General features: G+C 47.4%; 14 protein-coding genes. 3 read left to right on the top strand and 11 right to left on the bottom strand.

Annotation, left to right across the window (positions count from 1 at the left end):
- Positions 1–52 precede the first annotated feature (52 nt).
- From hydE to hydF, 3 genes are all read left to right on the top strand, one after another.
- Positions 53–1,105, top strand: coding sequence for a [FeFe] hydrogenase H-cluster radical SAM maturase HydE (hydE, locus tag A8806_RS05575; protein ID WP_109730182.1), 1,053 nt, complete (start codon positions 53–55; stop codon positions 1,103–1,105).
- A gap of 78 nt (positions 1,106–1,183) precedes the next feature.
- Positions 1,184–2,605 (top strand): [FeFe] hydrogenase H-cluster radical SAM maturase HydG, encoded by a 1,422-nt coding sequence (gene hydG, locus A8806_RS05570; RefSeq protein WP_109730181.1) that lies wholly within the window; start codon positions 1,184–1,186, stop codon positions 2,603–2,605.
- A gap of 81 nt (positions 2,606–2,686) precedes the next feature.
- Entirely contained in the window at positions 2,687–3,901 is a 1,215-nt protein-coding gene (hydF, locus tag A8806_RS05565) for a [FeFe] hydrogenase H-cluster maturation GTPase HydF (protein WP_109730180.1), read from the top strand.
- A 23-nt stretch (positions 3,902–3,924) separates the two neighbouring features.
- Here the strand turns inward: hydF and A8806_RS05560 are convergent, their stop codons facing one another.
- The 11 genes from A8806_RS05560 to A8806_RS05510 form a co-directional block, all read right to left on the bottom strand.
- Positions 3,925–4,881 (bottom strand): type II CAAX endopeptidase family protein, encoded by a 957-nt coding sequence (locus A8806_RS05560; protein ID WP_109730179.1) that lies wholly within the window; start codon positions 4,879–4,881, stop codon positions 3,925–3,927.
- Positions 4,882–4,980: 99 nt separating this feature from the next.
- A complete protein-coding gene (locus A8806_RS05555; RefSeq protein ID WP_109730178.1) occupies positions 4,981–7,230 on the bottom strand; it encodes a sensor histidine kinase in 2,250 nt (749 codons plus the stop codon).
- The gene (locus A8806_RS05550) at positions 7,202–7,900 is read right to left on the bottom strand and encodes a response regulator transcription factor (RefSeq protein ID WP_109730177.1); all 699 of its coding nucleotides are present in this window, start codon (positions 7,898–7,900) and stop codon (positions 7,202–7,204) included. The genes A8806_RS05555 and A8806_RS05550 overlap by 29 nt, the downstream gene beginning before the upstream one ends.
- A 92-nt stretch (positions 7,901–7,992) precedes the next feature.
- Positions 7,993–8,622, bottom strand: a complete 630-nt coding sequence (locus tag A8806_RS05545; protein ID WP_181368594.1) for a lysophospholipid acyltransferase family protein — start codon at positions 8,620–8,622, stop codon at positions 7,993–7,995.
- On the bottom strand, positions 8,555–9,841 hold the full coding sequence (locus A8806_RS05540; RefSeq protein WP_109730176.1) for a glycosyltransferase: 1,287 nt from the start codon (positions 9,839–9,841) through the stop codon (positions 8,555–8,557). Before A8806_RS05540 ends, A8806_RS05545 begins: the two co-directional genes overlap by 68 nt.
- Positions 9,842–9,854: 13 nt before the next feature.
- Positions 9,855–10,364 (bottom strand): DedA family protein, encoded by a 510-nt coding sequence (locus A8806_RS05535; protein ID WP_109730175.1) that lies wholly within the window; start codon positions 10,362–10,364, stop codon positions 9,855–9,857.
- Between the two features lie 95 nt (positions 10,365–10,459).
- Positions 10,460–11,026, bottom strand: coding sequence for a CDP-alcohol phosphatidyltransferase family protein (locus A8806_RS05530; RefSeq protein WP_109730174.1), 567 nt, complete (start codon positions 11,024–11,026; stop codon positions 10,460–10,462).
- Between the two features lie 57 nt (positions 11,027–11,083).
- On the bottom strand, positions 11,084–12,490 hold the full coding sequence (locus A8806_RS05525) for a glutamate synthase-related protein (protein WP_109730173.1): 1,407 nt from the start codon (positions 12,488–12,490) through the stop codon (positions 11,084–11,086).
- A 167-nt stretch (positions 12,491–12,657) separates the two neighbouring features.
- A complete protein-coding gene (locus tag A8806_RS05520) occupies positions 12,658–14,376 on the bottom strand; it encodes an extracellular solute-binding protein (RefSeq protein WP_109730172.1) in 1,719 nt (572 codons plus the stop codon).
- Positions 14,373–16,094 (bottom strand): sensor histidine kinase, encoded by a 1,722-nt coding sequence (locus A8806_RS05515; RefSeq protein ID WP_109730171.1) that lies wholly within the window; start codon positions 16,092–16,094, stop codon positions 14,373–14,375. Before A8806_RS05515 ends, A8806_RS05520 begins: the two co-directional genes overlap by 4 nt.
- Positions 16,066–17,601 (bottom strand): response regulator transcription factor, encoded by a 1,536-nt coding sequence (locus A8806_RS05510; protein WP_109730170.1) that lies wholly within the window; start codon positions 17,599–17,601, stop codon positions 16,066–16,068. Before A8806_RS05510 ends, A8806_RS05515 begins: the two co-directional genes overlap by 29 nt.
- Positions 17,602–17,636 lie beyond the last annotated feature (35 nt).

Below are 17,636 nucleotides of genomic sequence, written 5' to 3'. Positions count from 1 at the left end.
TATGCACGTAGTATTTCTAAGGTTTACTACGTCCCCAATGAGGTACTCAAATATGAATAACTTGGTGAATAAATTAGAGCAAACGCAGTTTCTTTCTAAGGAGGAATGGTCTGCTCTTATCCGCGGCCGGACGCCCGGGACGGCGGATTACTTGTTTGAACGGGCCCGTGAGGTCAGGCACAGGTATTATCAACACGATGTGTATATCCGTGGACTGATTGAGTTCACAAATTATTGCAAAAATGACTGTTATTACTGCGGTATCCGCAGAAGTAACCGGCATGCACACAGGTACAGGCTTTCCAAAGAGCAGATTCTGGATTGCTGTGAAACCGGCTACCGGCTTGGTTTCCGGACTTTCGTCCTGCAGGGCGGGGAAGATGGACACTATACGGATGAGATGCTGGCGGATATTGTGAAGACAATCAAGAGCCGGTATACTGACTGTGCCATCACGCTTTCGGTCGGTGAACGTTCTTATGAGAGTTACCGGCTGTTGTTTGAAGCCGGGGCCGACCGGTATCTCCTGCGCCATGAGACTTATGATCCCCAGCATTACAGTAAGCTTCATCCGCAGGAGCTGACAGCCGCCCACCGGCAGCAGTGTCTCCGGGATCTAAAGGAGATCGGATACCAGGTTGGAACCGGATTTATGGTCGGTTCTCCGTGGCAGACGCCAGAAAATCTGGCGGATGATATGTTGTTTTTGAAAGAGCTTAATCCGCAGATGGTTGGGATCGGGCCCTTTATCCCGCACCACGATACCCCCTTTGCAGACCAGAAAGCCGGTACATTGGAATTGACACTGTTTATGCTGGGACTGATCCGGCTGATGCTTCCAAAAGTCCTCCTCCCTTCAACAACTGCCCTCGGCACAATTGCCCCGGACGGCAGGGAAAGAGGGATCCTCGCGGGTGCAAATGTTGTGATGCCGAACCTGTCCCCTACCGATGTCCGGAAAGATTATTTACTCTATGACAACAAAATCTGTACGGGGGATGAAGCCGCCGAATGCAGGGGCTGTATGGAAAGACGGATGAACTCGATTGGTTACAATGTAGTTGTCGCACGCGGGGATTCACTGAATGTGGATACACGGCCGTAAGTGTAACGATATATGACAGCTTTTAAAAAATATTTGAACCCTAATACAATTTTCAATGAAAGATGGAGGTAACAAAATATGTATGATGTAAACTCAAAACATGCGGACGATTTTATTAACCATGAGGAAATCGAAGAAACACTTGCTTACGCAGACGAAAACAAAGACAATGTGGAATTAATCGATGCCCTGATCGAGAAGGCAAAAAAGAGAAAGGGACTTACGCACAGGGAGGCTTCTGTTCTTTTAGCCTGTCAGATTCCGGAAAAGAACGAGGAAATCTTTAAGCTGGCGGAGCAGATCAAAAAAGATTTCTATGGCAACAGAATCGTTATGTTTGCCCCTCTTTACCTCTCCAATTACTGCATCAATGGATGTACATACTGCCCGTATCACAGTAAGAACAAACACATTGCCAGAAAACAGCTTTCGCAGGATGAAATCCGCCGCGAGGTTATCGCGCTGCAGGATATGGGGCACAAGCGTCTCGCACTGGAAGCGGGTGAAGACCCGGTCCGCAATACGATGGATTATTATCTGGAATCAATCAAGACTATTTACAGTATCAAGCATAAAAACGGGGCAATCCGCCGTGTCAATATTAATATTGCGGCAACGACTGTCGATAATTACCGCCTGCTGAAAGAAGCCGGAATCGGAACTTACATCCTGTTTCAGGAGACATATCACAAGGAGAGCTATCTTCAGCTTCATCCGACCGGGCCGAAGCACGACTATGATTATCACACAGAGGCTATGGACCGCGCTATGGAGGGCGGCATCGATGATGTTGGTGTTGGCGTACTGTTCGGGCTGGATAAGTACCGCTACGAATTTGCAGGACTTCTGATGCACGCCGAGCATCTGGAAGCTGCTTTCGGAGTCGGGCCTCATACAATCAGCGTTCCCCGACTGCGCCATGCAGATGATATCGACGCCGATGCATTTGACAACGGGATCGATGATGATACGTTTGCCAAGATCGTAGCCTGTATCCGGATTGCCGTGCCTTACACCGGCATGATCATTTCTACAAGAGAAAGCCAGAAATGCCGTGAGCGTGTACTCCACCTCGGGATTTCCCAGGTCAGCGGCGGGTCCCGCACAAGTGTAGGCGGTTACTGCGAGCCGGAACCGGACGATGAAAAATCAGAACAGTTTGATGTCAGTGACAAACGAACTCTGGATGAAGTTGTGCGCTGGCTGATGGAAATGGATTACATACCGAGTTTTTGTACGGCATGCTACCGTGAGGGACGTACCGGTGACCGTTTCATGTCTTTATGCAAGAGCGGCCAGATCCAGAACTGCTGCCATCCTAACGCACTGATGACATTAAAAGAATATCTGATGGACTATGCATCTCCTGAAACAAAGGCAATCGGTGACAAACTGATCGAAAAAGAAGTGTTAAATGTACCTAATGAAAAAGCCCGTGCGGTAGTAGAGGAAAACCTGCGCCTGATCGCACAGGATAACCGCAGGGATTTCAGATTTTAACATATGGTTATAAATTTTGGAATCCAGATTCATAACGACTCTGGATTCTAAATTTTTCAGACAGACTTAAGGAGGTTTTACATGAGCTTAAATTCCACACCCTCATCCGACCGGATCCACATCGGAATATTTGGCAGGCGAAACGCAGGAAAGTCCAGTATTATCAACGCGATAACCGGGCAGAATCTTGCAATCGTCTCAGACATCAAAGGCACAACAACAGACCCTGTGACTAAGGCGATGGAACTTTTGCCTCTGGGCCCCGTTGTCATCATCGACACCCCCGGGCTGGACGATGAAGGCGAACTTGGCCTGCTGCGGATCCAGAAAGCCTACCAGGTACTGAACAAGACAGACATTGCCGTACTCGTTATCGATGCATCCGTCGGAATGACTGCGGCAGATGAAAAAATCCTCGGGCGGATACAGAAAAAGCAAATCCCGTATGTCGTCGTATGCAATAAGGCAGATTTGTCTTCCGAAAAACAGCTGGGCAGTCTGTCAGGCACCGCCAAGATTGCCGCCGGCCAGTTTATCGCCGTAAGCACAGTCACTGGGGAAAACATCTATGAACTAAAAGAACTGATTGCGCGCCAGGCCCCTGTTCCTGACGAGCAGCACCGGATCGTGGCTGATCTGATCAGGCCGTCAGATTTCATCGTACTCGTGGTTCCTATTGATAAATCCGCACCTAAGGGTCGTCTGATTCTGCCGCAGCAGCAGACGATACGCGATATTCTGGATACGGGTGCCGTTTCCATCGTTGTCAGGGACAGCGAGCTGAAAGATACGCTTGCCGGTCTGGGGAAAAAACCGTCCCTTGTCATAACGGACAGCCAGGCATTCGGAAAGGTTTCCAGAGAAGTCCCTGCAGACGTCCCTCTCACATCATTTTCCATCCTCTTCGCAAGGTATAAAGGAAATCTGGAAACCGTGGTACATGGCGCAGGCACGCTGGACGAACTACAGGACGGTGATACAATCCTGATATCCGAAGGCTGTACTCACCACCGCCAATGCGAGGATATCGGCACGGTAAAACTTCCCCTCCTTGTAAAGAAACATACAGGAAAAGAAATAAACTTTGAGTTTACGAGCGGGACCGAGTTTCCTCTGGACCTTTCAAAATACAGAATGATCATCCATTGCGGCGGCTGTACCCTAAACGAGCGCGAGATGAAATACCGTCTGAAATGTGCCGGAGATCAGGAAATCCCGATCACAAACTACGGGATTGCCATAGCTCATATGAACGGGATTCTAAAAAGAAGCATAGAAATGTTTCCAGACCTGTAAATCCACAAAAACAAAAGGCCGGATTAAATCAAAGTAACAGGCATGTGCATCATGCCGAACAAAAATAGCACCAAACCTCCGATAAACAGCATTCCCGATGCGGCCACGAGAAAAATAACGATCCCGGGCTTTCCGCCCGGGAAAAGTTTATCCCGGTATCCCGGCCTGCCGCTGTGAAGAAGATAATTTCCTATGTACAGACACGACGGCGCGGCAGCACACATCATCATATAGAGGCCCGCACTCAGCATAAACGTATAGCTGCCCTGCACCGCCGCCATATTCAATGAACCTTGGGAATCCCACACTCCCAGCTTCTCATATACCCCGCTCATTCCAAACAGCAGGATGATTGGGAGAAGATTATTGATAAAGTGAAAAATACTATTATAGACCATATTTTCACTTTCCAACAGAATATAGGCCATCACTGCACCACCGATCGCTGTCGGCACAAACCGGACCGGGTCCCCGTGGAAAATTCCGAATACCGCTGCACAGACGACGATTGCGGCCCATCTATGTTTTTCCGGATTCATGCTCCGCAAAAAGACGCCCCTGAATATGGCCTCCTCACAGATGGCCGGAGTAACCGCAACAATCAGAAATGCGGCTATAAAGGGAACATTGATCATCTGGGTACTTAACCCGATATTCACATTCAGGATTCGTTCCGGAAAGAAGATACTCAGCAGCAGCACTAATGTCATTTCAATCAAAAGCGCTCCCACCCACATCAGAACCGTACCCAAAATCCCGCCGGCAGACGGCCTTTTCACCGGAAACAGCTGTTTAGGATCTCCCCTGAATACCAGAACGAGCAGCAGCGCCCCGGCAAGCATAAGCCACTCCGCAAGCAGCGTTCCATATAACCCGAAAGGCGCCAGCATCTTCGGCGAAACAACAAAAATGATCAATGCTGCAAAAGCCAGCACGACCAGTCCCTGCCATAGTTTTAATTGTTTATAATTTTTATCCATTTTACCTCCCAACCATAAAAGCCTGACTTCATGATAAACAATTCTGAAAACGGAACGCAAAGGGGTCAGACCCCTTTGCGGAAGGGTCTCCCCCTCCACTTAAGTATCTGACCTCACGCTCCTGTATTTACAGCCATCATCTTCTTTTTCCGCATTCTGGCCGAACATGGTATCTGCGGTGATCTGTATCTGCTCCTCCACTTTTTCCTCAGGAGGCTTCTCCCGCTTCGGAAATATGATATCCGCCTTGAATAAATCGGCCTCAGTGGATATCTTCAGTGTGCCATACTGCAGCTCTGTAAAGCTCTTTGCGATCGCAAGCCCGAGTCCTGAGCCCTCGGTATTTCTTGAGGAGTCTCCGCGGACAAACCTGTCGGTAATCTCTTCTGTATTGAAGTTCAGTTCTGTGGCTGAAATATTCTTCATGGAGATGTGTACCTCCTGGTCTGTCTCCTGCATATCGATGTATACCCGTGTATGCGGCATTGCATATTTGGTAATGTTTACGATCATATTTTCAAAAATCCGATAGGTCTTCTGGCTGTCCAGCCAGAGTACGATCTTGTGTTCAGGCAGTTTCCATCTGAAATCCAGATTTGATTCTTTTATCTTATTATCATACTCTAAACCTACCTGTTTAAGCAAGCCCACGATGTCTACATCCATAAAGTTCATGGCGACATTCTTGCTGGCTGCCTTGCTGATCTCGAATAAATCTTCGATCAGGACCTTCAGCCTCAGGGATTTTCTGTCTAATACTTCGATATACTCCTTTCTCTTATCTTCATTCTTCTCATTCTTCAGCAAATCCGTATAGGTGATAATCGCTGTCAGCGGAGTCTTTAAATCATGAGAGACATTTGTGATAAGTTCTGTCTTCATACGTTCACTCTTTACTTCTTCCTCCACCGCCTTTTTAAAGCCATTCTGAATCTTTTTCAGTTCCTCCTCGATCGGGTTGAAGATTCCCATGTCGCCCTCGATCGGTGTATCCAGATCCCCTTCTGCCAGCTGGTTCGTCGCCCGCAATAGCAGCTTATACTTCTTCTGGGTATCGTGGAAATACTTCCTCAGGAATAAAAACAGGACGATGGAATAAATAACCAGTGCCACCATTCCATAATACCAGAGTGCACAAACAACAATCAGAACTGCAAAGTTTATCAGTACAATCTTTAAAATCGTGCGGTTGGTCCGGTCCTGGAAATCCAGATGTATCAGCGCGTTATACTGTTTTTTGAAAAACGCTTTTCCCCTGCTCCAGAGACTGTCTGCTCCATCCTTTACTTTTTTACCATACGCGTCTCCACCTCTTTTCGACCAGCGTATCACTCTCGCACATAATGTCCTCTGCATCCAATACTCCTTTTTCATTGTAAATATAGAACTTAGACAGACAAAACACCAGAAAACAATACCGTATACGAGCAGCCATGCCGCCGCATTTATCACAAATGACAGAATATCCTTTGCGGGATATCCGGCATTGGATGATATCAAAGGGAGCTGGCTGCTGATTGTAAGCCACACTAATTTTGACATCAGATATCCGCTGCCAGTTACAAATCCCATTACGCACAGTACAATTTCAAAAGGTACATTGTTTATCTTCCCCCTGCCAAATGCAAAGCTCTCTTTCACAGTCAGGAATACCGCTGTGAATGCAAGAAGAACAACAAATGCTGTAATAAAGCCGTTATAAGTGATATTCCCATTTAAATCATAGATGTGATATTCCTGGGTAAATTCATTATCATTTAAATAGGCATTCAGATTCTCTTCTGTAAAACCATAAATCACCTGTACTGTGGATGGTTCTGAAATCGACTGCCATTCATTCGCATCCGTCTGTGACTCCAAAAGATATTGTTCCACCTCATACTGTGAGCGGGCATTCAACTGGTTCCCGCCAACTTCGATATCTGTCAGTTCACCGTCTTCATCGAAAGTAAATGCTGCCCTGAACGCATACGGGGTATTATTCCTTTTTCCCAGATCGGCTATCACATCACCGCTGTTCTTATCCAGCAGTGCATCACCACTCCAGTCAAAGATTTCATAATCCATGTATTTGCGCAGGAGATCGAATTGGTCTCCCCCGTACTCCTGCAGTATATATGCTTTGTCCGTTTCTTCATTTACTTCGTTGTATAAAATATAGTTCCCTTCGATCAGCGCTACTGACATATTCCTGAGAGAATCCAGATTGGCATCATTCCCGTCCAGTCCGTCCTGCATCTGATCCGAAAAAACAGGGTATGCCGCAATCATCCCCAGAGAACAGATGAGCAGTACAACCACTGCCAGTATGACTGCCAGCCTATGACTGTTTTTCAATTTTGTATCCAACTCCCCACACCACCTTCAAGTATTTTGGATTCTTTGGATCTACTTCAATCTTCTCACGGATGTTCCTGACATGCACCATGATCGTATCTGTACTGATCGCCTTCTCCTGCCACACTCTTTCATAAATCTCCTCGGCAGAAAATACACGCCCCGGATTCTTCGCAAGCAGCAGCAGAATCTTATATTCTATCGGAGTCATTTTCACCGGATTCCCATCCACCGAAACCTCCACCGTATCTTCGTTTATCTCAAGCCCGCCGATCACATGCACATTTTCCTTCGGTTCCAGTTTTTCCATAAACCGCCTGTAACGCCGAAGCTGTGAATTTACTCTGGCCATAAGCTCCATCGGCGTAAAAGGCTTCGTCACATAATCGTCGGCGCCAATATTCAATCCCATAATCTTATCTACTTCTTCTGATTTTGCGGAAAGCATAATCACCGGGAAATCGTACTTCTCCCGCAGTTTCATCGTCATGCGGATTCCATCCATTCTCGGCATCATAACATCTACAATAGCAAGATGGATTTCTTCCCTCTCCATCACTTCAAGTCCTTCCACACCATCTGCCGCCTGAAACACCTGATATCCCTGGCTCTGCAGGTAAATCTGTACACCTTCTCTGATCTCTTTGTCGTCTTCTACAATTAAAATATGATTTGTTTCCATCTCTTCCTCCCTGGTATATATTAAATGAGTATTTATGCTGAAAGTACTTTCAGCAATTCAATGATGTCTGCAGAGGGGTCTGACCCCTTTGCTTAGATTTCTTTTACCAGTATACCACATTCTGGTGCATTTGCACTTGTAGGAAGCTCTGGAATATGCTTTTTATCAACTTCTCCATAGTTATGGGCAGCTACTGTTACGGTAGAAAACGGAAGCGGTATCACGTATTTATCCCATCTCCAGCCCAGACGCAGCTTGGAGGAATAAGAAACGGATATGCCGACAAAATCCTCCTGTGCCTGCTCTGACAAGTAGAATGCCAGTTTCTTCGGCTCATGTCTTGGTCCCAGCGGTCCGTCCAGTGCAACTGCAATGGAACGTGTCCTTTCATAAGCATTCTGTAAAATTCCTTTCAATGCACCGAAACTTGCGAAGCCGTCCGGAACCCTGAGTGCACTGCCGCCGCAGCGCTTTATCATCTTTTCTATATAATCGCCCCTTGTATCTGCGGTCACAATCACATCTACCGGGCTGGTCTGCTTTGCCAGCTCCGCGAGCACGAGATTCATAAAGAAACTGTCTTCATGCCAGAAACCGAATATCTGGCTGCCTCCGCACATGGAATTTTCGGCCCACTGTACGTTTACCGTTTTTTCAAGAAGCTTTAAATAACCTGTAAATAGATGCACTAAGATTTCCTGCCCAATTTGCCTCATTCTCATATTCTCTTCCCTCTTCTTTTCTCTGATTGATACACTGTGTGTAAAGCAGTTCCTCATATACTGCCAGACTGGATGAGCGGAAACCGGCTGCTGTTATCTCTGCCTGCTGTTTTAATTTCTGATACCGTTCTTCATTCAGCGCTTCTAGAACTTTTCCCGTCCATTCTTCAATATCTTCATTCGTCATATAACCGTTCTTCCCATCTGCCACGATATCTTCCACACCGGTTGCCTTAACCGCGACTACCGGATTCCCGGCTGCAAAAGCCTCTGCCAATACGATTCCCTGTGTCTCTGATTTTGATGCAAAAAGGAATAATTCACATGCATTCAGATAATGCTTCATTTCTGTATTTTCTACATTCCCGACAAATACAACTTCTTCAGAAATACCAAGTTCTGCCGCCATTTCTTCTAACTCGTCCCTCATGCTTCCTTCGCCGATAAGAAGCAGCCTGAAAGATTCGTCCATTCTCTCTTTCAGCCTTGCAATTCCTCTTAACAGGAACTTCGGATTCTTTTCCGCCTCCAGACGGGATACCGAACAAAACAGATGCTTTCTTCCCTGAAGGTACTTTTCCCTCAGTTCTGCCGACTTCTCTTCATCTTTAATATAAAATGAATCTTCCAGCCCTGTCGGGAAAACAGCCGTGGGAGTCTTTGTCCCGCCTTTTCTCATAGCCTCCTGCATGCTGGCCGTCGGCGCAAGTATCAGGTCACACTGATTCGTAAACCATTTCATATATCCGGGTACTAGCTTTTCCTTTCCGAACCTGTAAACATTTTGCCTTGCAGCGCTTCTTTCCTCCACATTTTCAAAAAGACGTATATAATGCAGATAATCTTCGTACTTCGTATGGTAGGTATAGATTACCGGGAGATTATATCTTTTTCCAAGGTACAGGGCCATCGGTCCTACATACATCGGGTGGTGCACATGGATGCAGTCAAATTTCTCTGTTTCAAATGCTTCGAGAATCTCTCTGCTTATCATACGCGGATATACCATTCCGTTATCCATCTTCCGCCTGCTGGTCCGGTACCGGATAACGTGTTCCTCACTGTACTCGTCACAATCCTGCGGTAACTCCTTATATTCAGGGGCAAAAACCATCACCTGATGTCCGAGCTTTGCCAGTTCCTTTGCCTGCCTCTCTACCGAGATCGGCACGCCGCCTACAAATGGTTTATAATTATTCGTCAACATTGCAATCCTCATTGTTACTCCTCCTTTATCCCAAAACCTTTATAGCTGCTTCACCGAAGAAATACCCGGCCCCTACAAATACCAGGTTCCATATAAAGATCCCCATTGCCGAGCTTATTGTATATTTCATAAAATCCATTTTTACCATACCTGCCGGGATAGAAATGATCGTCCTTACCATTGGGAGCAACTTGCTGACAAAAACACCGGTGCTTCCCTTCTCACGGATCATCTCCATCTTATTTTCAATCACGGCCTGCTGTTTTGGGAACTTTTTAAAATAGAATCCCATCACTTTCGGTCCGCCCAGTCTTCCAAGGAAATATAAAACCCAGCTCCCGGTCAGCCCTGCTGCCAGAGTCAGTATCATCACGACCGGAAAACTAATTTCTCCTTTCGCTGCCCAGATTCCCGCCAGCGGCATTATCAGGCCTGCCGGAAATCCCGGGAGGTTCATATACTCCAAAAGGACAATCAGGTAGATAAAAAAGGCACCATACTGCAAAAAATATTGAGTTAATGTTTGGATATTCATAGAATCAGCCTCCTTTAACTGTTTATAGAATAAAACAGATTTCTAAAGGAGGCTTACATAAGAATCAAAAGAATTTCTTAACAAGTTATAAGAATTTATGAATCGTGTGCCATCTTCCAGAACACAGGTATATAAGAAACAAAAGAGAAAAGCATCAGCACCCCGCAAAGGGCAATCATTCCATTCGCCGCGCCCATCGGGATCTGCGGAAACAGGATCAGGATGAACATAACCACATACAGGACAGCCGTACAGACTTTCCCGAACCATTTTGCCCCGTCCAGCATTTTTCCTCTGCGAAGCATAACAATTCCCATGATGGCCATGAATCCTTCTTTTACAATGAACAAAATAATCAAAGGTATCATCCAGCGGAACCGGAAGGAAAGTGCCAGCACGATCGCTCCCTGTGTCAGCTTATCCGCAATCGGGTCCAATGCTTTGCCGACCTTCGTAATCATATGGAATTTGCGAGCCACAAAACCGTCCAGAAAGTCAGTAATGCCCGAAATCCCTATAATGACCGCTGCCGCGTAGTAATCGTTGATTGTCTCTGCTGTTACATATCTCCACACAATAAACGGAATCAATATGATTCTGAAATAGCCCATTAGGTTAGGTATTGAAAATAATTGTCTGCGGATCGGTGTATCTTCATTCATCTTCTGACGCTCCCTCTTGTAATGCCTTTGTCTTTTGCTGCACCTTATCGCTCATTTCTAAGCGTGGGGGATATCTGTAAATTCGGAAATCTCCCTGCTGATCGTACACAGGTCTTCTGTACTCAGATCATGGATGTCTTCATGTCCTGTGATTCTGGCGAATGTCTTCAGTTCCTCAAAACTGCACGTTAAAAAGTTTCCGACCCTTCTCGATGCAGCATCTACTTTCAGTCTTTCCCGCAGTTCCGGATTCTGTGTCGCAACTCCTACCGGACAGTTGCCGCTTCCGCATATACGGTACTGCTGACATGCCGCAGCGATTAATCCTGCGGAAGCAACAGCCACGGCATCTGCCCCCATTGCAATCGCCTTTGCAAAATCAGAAGATACGCGGAGCCCCCCGGTAATCACAAGACTGATATCTTCGGCGCCGTGCTCGCGCAGATACTTCTTTGCACGGTACAGGGCATAAATAGTCGGAACACTCGTTGCATCACGCACAAGACGCGGACTTGCACCTGTGGCGCCGCCGCGGCCGTCAATGGTAATAAAGTCCGGCTCAGCATACACGCAGTACTCAAGGTCCTTCTCCAGCTTTCCCGCCGCAATCTTGATTCCAACCGGCCGGCCGTCTGACGCAATGCGCAGTTGTGTGACAAGATCTTTTAGGTCTTCCTTGGAATTGACCTCTTCAAATTTTGAAGGGCTGATCACATCCTTGCCGAGCGGTTTGTTTCTGACCGCCGCAATCTCAGGAGTAACCTTTTCTCCCGGAAGGTGGCCGCCCATGCCGGGCTTTGTCCCCTGCCCGATCTTCAGCTCGATCGCATCGGCATTGCGCAGGTTCTCAGGTGTCACGCTGTATTTATTCGGAACATATTCGAATATGTACTTATGTGCCGCTTCCATTTCCTCCGGCAGAATACCGCCCTCGCCGCTGCACATTGCCGTCCCTGCCAGAGCCGATCCTTTTGCCAGCGATATCTTCGTCTCTCTGGAGAGCGCACCAAACGACATGTGGGAAATATATACAGGCCCGTCCAGCACCATCGGCTTCTTCGCATTCTTACCGATCACAGTCTTAATATTGACTTCTGCATGTTCATCCAGCGGAGGAGGATTCAGCTGTGCCCCCAGCAAGAGAATATCATCCCAATTCGGCATCGGCATCTTTGTCCCCATCGCCTCGATGATGGATTTCCCGCTCACTGCCATCTGGTGGATCTCTTCCATATACCGGCAGGAATCATCCTTTCTGTAGAACTCCGGGGAATAAGCGAGAGGGTCCTGCTCTTTCTCAACGGACGGAATCTCATGTTCCTTTTTCTCCTCTTCCCCCTCTTCCTTCTGGAATACACGTACCGGCTGTCTGCACACCGGACATGCCGTCAGCTCAGAAAACGGAACCTCTTCTTTCTCCTCATCATAAATGAATCCACATACTCCACACTTAAACTTTGCCATGCCGTATCCTCCTTTTACCAAATGTAATCTGCATCATATTGATTTCATTATAAACCCGGAAAATCATAAGGTCAACAAAAACAGGAATAATTCTTATTTTCAAATATAACATCACTGCTCTTCTGTAAGTACGAATCAATCACTTTATCGTTCCCGATGCCGTGCAGCTAGGTACACGGCACGGTGTGAACAGTAGCGGTCAGTTCCGCGCCTCCCTCTTCATACCACTTCTGCACAAATTCATCAAAATAATTAAGCGGCTTCTCACCGCAGATAATCTGCAGGAATGTTTCGGTTTCCAGCCTTTTCAAATGATGCGGAATCTCCCCGTCTGCATCCCCCATCGGCAGCGGCAGCGTCCCCCTTCCGGATTCGGACAGCAGGCTGACCGCCTGAATCCGGGATGCATAGGCCGCCCATGCATTTACAGTCGTCAGCGTCCCGTTCATATAGGATTTACTTGTCTCATAATAAGCTCTCTCCATCCCGTTTAGTTCCTGAACGCGCATCTCCCCATCCATCACCTGTTTGATATTCGCAGTTGTCCGGTAAAGGCTGTCCCAGTAATCCACATTGATATTCATGGGCCGGGCAGTAGGGTCTACATTCATGGAGAAATAATCATTAATATCGTGGGCATTGAGATCCTCATACCTCGTATAGTCAAAGAGGACACTCACATACTTCCCTACTACCTCCGGATGTTCATAGCCCTTCCTCACAACCACATACTGCCAGTCGTTATAAGACTCCAGTACAGCTTTTTTCTGCCCACTTAAGAGATAGGGTTTCCAGACTGCTGCTCTGTTCCCTTTGCTTGTCGTGCTCAGCGGATTGTTTGGCGCCCACCAGTAACCGAACAGGGCGCCGCACTTTCCTTCCGCTACCATCTGGTCCAGATTCTCCGTACTGCGCAGGAGGAACCGCGGGTCAAGTATCTTCTCTGTATACAATTCGTGCATATAGCCAAGGGCCGCTTTTGTCTCTTCCATCACAGAACCATAGACGACATTTCCCGTATCATCCAGTGTCCATTTGCCCGGGACTGCACCGAACTCTGTGAAAATCGGGTCCGCCCCGTAAGTCGAACTGCTCCCTGAGATCAGCTCCGTGCTGCAGGCCAGCCCCACAGTACTGTTGTCCCCTGCCATGTCCTCTTCCACAAAACGCCGGGCAATCTCCATCGCATCTTCCATTGTCTCTGGTTCCGGAAGGCCGAGCTCCTCGATCCAGTCGGCGCGCATCCAGAGCAGCATCGTACCGTGGTCAATTACCGTATCCGGAAATGCATACAGCTTCCCGTCAAATGTTGCCGAACCAAGAAGTCCGTCCCCGTAGCTTTCATACATTTCCTTAATACGGTCTGTTGTGCATTCCTCGTATACCTGGGATAAATCCTCGATCATCCCCCTGTCTGCCAGACGTTTCAGGGTGTCACGCCCTTTAATGACCAGCACATCAGGAATATCGTTGTCCTCGATAGCCATCTCCACCGCCTGTTCATATGTAGAACCATCCTCCAGTTCAAAAACATCCTTATTCTGGATATTCAGCATCTCTTTTAAATACTGGGTATATGCATTGTCCTCATAGGTCGCCCCGACGGGAAGATTAGCGTGATTCGCCCCTGATATTTTCCCCAGTGTATAAGTAACCGTTTCGGGATATTTGCCATACGGTGTGTGGATAGCCTCCACCATCTGGACGGAATCCTTTTTTTCCTGTTCTGTCCTTGATGCGGCCGGAACATCAGCCTTTGAAGCTGTACGTTCCTGTCCCTCCGATTTTCCACAGCTGCCCAGCAAAAGCGCAGCCAGCCCCGCAGAAATAAAACACTTGGTCAGCAGGGATTTCCTCAAGCGCTTCTTACACCTTTTTTTCCTCATGCCGTCTCAATCCCGCTCCTTTCCTGTGGTTCGTCTATCTGTTTTGGAATACAGATCTCCACGCTGGTCCCTTCCCCTTCTCTGCTTTCAATCGTCACACTGCCCTTCTCTTTATAAAGCAGTTTAATCCTGTCATATACATTATGTACGCCGTATCCGGGAGACTGATATCCCAAAATCTGTTCTGCCTGATCCTTTGGCATCCCGTTTCCGTTATCTCTGACAATAAACGACAGCATGTCCTGTTCTTCCTTCACGATAATCCACAGCTGCCTGTCATCCTTTTCCGAAGGGTCCAGACCGTGGTCGATCGCATTTTCGACAAGCGGCTGGAGAATCAGTTTCGGAATCTCACAGCCAAATACCGCCTCATCCACGTCCTCAATTACCCGGAAGCTGTTGTCATGCATGATCAGCTGGATCCGAAGATAGGCACGGATATTGTTCACTTCACTCTCAACCGTAGTCATCGTTTCCCCACGGTTCAGACTTGTCCGGTAATAGGTGGACAGGTCTAATGTAACCCTGCTGATGTCATCCTCACCTGCCTCGATTGCCTTCCAGTTGATGATAGACAGCGAGTTATACAGGAAGTGGGGATTAATCTGCGCCTGAAGCGCACGCATCTCTGTATGCTGGAGTTCGATCTTTGCCTCGTATACCTCTGAAATCAGCTTATCAAGCTCATCCATCATGCGGCTGAAAGAACGGATCAGCGTCCCGACTTCATCCTTAGAGTCACTGTGCACAGTTACCTTGCGGAATCCCAGATGCACCTGGTTCATATTTTCTGTCAGGCGTTCCAGACAGGACACAAGCCTTTTGGAAAAGAAATAACTAAGCGCCGCAAGCAGGATAATGCAGATTCCGATAATGGGAATGTTGCGCATAACCAGAAGATATGTGGATTTCGTAATGATTTTTTCCGGGCGGTATATGCAGAACGTCCAGTCTGTATTGGACATCTTCTGCTCGGAACAGACGTAATTCTCACGGAGGTATTCCAAAGACTCCGCCTTCTCTGGCCGGTAGTCCGGTTCCATCGAATAACTGGAATAGACGACATTCCCCTCGGCGTCAAACACAAGTCCCCCCGTATTGTCCTTCAGCAGGTTGCTGAAGGGCTCCAGTACTTTCGCATAGTCCAGACGCATCTCAAGGACCGCCGAGATATCTTCATTCCCGTAGAACTTCCTCGCGGCCACGATCTCACGGTCGGCCCCCCTCTTCACAAACCATTCCAGAAGGCTGCGTCCTGTCAGCCGTGAATACCATTCCTGATCACGGATCTCAGACATCGGAATCAGGGTAGTCCCGTGCGCCACCTCGATATTGTCGGAATATATTGTGATCCCCTTGATTTCCTGATGGTAGACAAGCGGCATCTCAAGGAGGGGGTCAACGACATCCGTATAGCGGATATAGGTTTCATAGTCCCGGCTCTCCTTCTGGCTCAGGACATTGCGCAGATCCTGGGAATACGACAGATAATCAATCAGGTTCTCATAGATCTGCACCTGGTTCTCGATACTCTCCACGGCCTGGTTCACTGACTTATCCATACTGTCAGTCTCCCGCTCCTTCAACTGCCTGATCATACCCGTCTGCATGTAGGCAACAATGATAATAACCGGCAGAATCCCCGCCGCGATCGTAAGCAGCGCAATCTTGTAGCGGTATTTTAAATCTTTATACTTCTGAAGTATTTTCCTGTTCATTCGCATCTCCCCGCCTGCAGGATTCCGGCGAAGTCCCGAAGAACTCCCGGAAACTCCTGCAGAAATAAGACGTATTTGAAAATCCCACCGACTTTGCAATCTGCGTAATCTTCATGTTTGTATCCTGCAGCATTTCCTTTGCTTTGTTCATCCTCACGTCCCTTATAAAACGGTTCAGGTTCATCCCGGTCTCTTCTTTGAAAACTGCACTTAAATAACCGGCGGACAGGTAAACCTGTTCGGCCAGCATCTCCACACTCAGGTTTTTATCATAGTTATGGTAAATATAACTTTTCACCTGCGTGATTTCTCTCCTGAATCCTTCATTCGTCTCCTGCTGGTAAGCCTCCAGTTCCCGGATCGACTTCTCGGTAATATCCAGCACCTCACGGATTGTCTTGCAGCGGTACAGCCTGTCCACGGTTTTGGACAGTTCCTTTTCTGCATCAGAAGACATGGCCTGAAAGATTTCTTTCACAATGCTTGAAAAGACAAATTTTACATACATCTCTGAAAACTGCTTCTCCGTGCGGTACTTCTGTTCGAGCCTGTGAAAATCCTGCCGCAGGTGCGTCATATCTTTATATTTGATATCCTCTGAAATGCTCCCGAGGATTTCTGCATCCTTCACGGCCGCCGTACTAACATCTTCCTGCTCCTGCCCCACAGTGAACACATGCTGCTTCGGCTGGTAGAACTGCTCCTCCAAAAGTTCTTCCATCCGCTGGAACTGTCCGGGCAGCTTCGAGGTATCCCCTGTCTCTTCACTGATCACAAAATAGCACTCCGTATCGTAACGCTGGCGGAAGAACTGGTACATCTGGTTCGCAAGCATTTCATAATCCGCGTACTTCTCCCTGAACAAAAAGAGGGACTCATTCGAATTCAGGTTCAGGTAAAAAAAGGCCCTGCCGGTCTGCTCTTTCAGGCTTGAAACGAAATGCTCCTCCTCTGTCTCGAAAAAATTATCGGAACTCGCCGCAAGAATCATCCTCACATATCCATCGAGCTCCCCGCCCGCTATTTCATCCAGTTTCCGTTCTTCCTCCTCATTTCCCGTATAGAGATAATTCAGCAGAAAATACTTCTTCAGATAACTTTCTTCCACAGTCCGCTTTTTCTCCTGTTCGAACCGTGCCTTAAGCTTCTCTGTAATCCTTGTAAATGTTTTATGAAACTCCGCGGGGTCTACCGGCTTAAGGACGTAATCCACAACACCGTACCGCAGTGCATCTCTTGCATATGTAAAATCGTTATAGCCGCTGAAGATCACGATCTCCATATCGGGATACATCTCCCTCGCCTTCTTCGTCAGCTCCAGTCCGTTCATATAAGGCATCTTGATATCGGAAAACAAAATATCAACCGGCCCTGCGCTCAAAATCCCAAGGGCCGCCTTCCCATTTTCCGCCTCCAGGATCTCCAGTTCTTCTTCCTCCCGTTTCAAAAGAAATTTGATTCCGTTTCTCTCCAGTTTCTCATCGTCTACAATCAATATCGTAATCATTTCCCATTCCCTTTTACATGTCCGAAAACAGCAGT

This window comes from Faecalicatena orotica (assembly GCF_003149245.1).
In the GTDB taxonomy this organism is placed as follows: domain Bacteria; phylum Bacillota; class Clostridia; order Lachnospirales; family Lachnospiraceae; genus Faecalicatena_A; species Faecalicatena_A orotica.
Note: the sequence above shows the minus strand (reverse complement) of the source record. Positions and strands in the feature narration are given on the sequence as shown.

Bases quoted from the DNA above. Each gene is read 5' to 3' on its own strand.
- hydE (WP_109730182.1), top strand. From the start codon at position 53: ATGAATAACTTGGTGAATAAATTAGAGCAAACGCAGTTTCTTTCTAAG.
- hydG (WP_109730181.1), top strand. From the start codon at position 1,184: ATGTATGATGTAAACTCAAAACATGCGGACGATTTTATTAACCATGAG.
- hydF (WP_109730180.1), top strand. From the start codon at position 2,687: ATGAGCTTAAATTCCACACCCTCATCCGACCGGATCCACATCGGAATA.
- A8806_RS05560 (WP_109730179.1), bottom strand. From the start codon at position 4,881: ATGGATAAAAATTATAAACAATTAAAACTATGGCAGGGACTGGTCGTG.
- A8806_RS05550 (WP_109730177.1), bottom strand. From the start codon at position 7,900: ATGGAAACAAATCATATTTTAATTGTAGAAGACGACAAAGAGATCAGA.
- A8806_RS05545 (WP_181368594.1), bottom strand. From the start codon at position 8,622: ATGAGAATGAGGCAAATTGGGCAGGAAATCTTAGTGCATCTATTTACA.
- A8806_RS05540 (WP_109730176.1), bottom strand. From the start codon at position 9,841: ATGAGGATTGCAATGTTGACGAATAATTATAAACCATTTGTAGGCGGC.
- A8806_RS05535 (WP_109730175.1), bottom strand. From the start codon at position 10,364: ATGAATATCCAAACATTAACTCAATATTTTTTGCAGTATGGTGCCTTT.
- A8806_RS05530 (WP_109730174.1), bottom strand. From the start codon at position 11,026: ATGAATGAAGATACACCGATCCGCAGACAATTATTTTCAATACCTAAC.
- A8806_RS05525 (WP_109730173.1), bottom strand. From the start codon at position 12,490: ATGGCAAAGTTTAAGTGTGGAGTATGTGGATTCATTTATGATGAGGAG.
- A8806_RS05520 (WP_109730172.1), bottom strand. From the start codon at position 14,376: ATGAGGAAAAAAAGGTGTAAGAAGCGCTTGAGGAAATCCCTGCTGACC.
- A8806_RS05515 (WP_109730171.1), bottom strand. From the start codon at position 16,094: ATGAACAGGAAAATACTTCAGAAGTATAAAGATTTAAAATACCGCTAC.
- A8806_RS05510 (WP_109730170.1), bottom strand. From the start codon at position 17,601: ATGATTACGATATTGATTGTAGACGATGAGAAACTGGAGAGAAACGGA.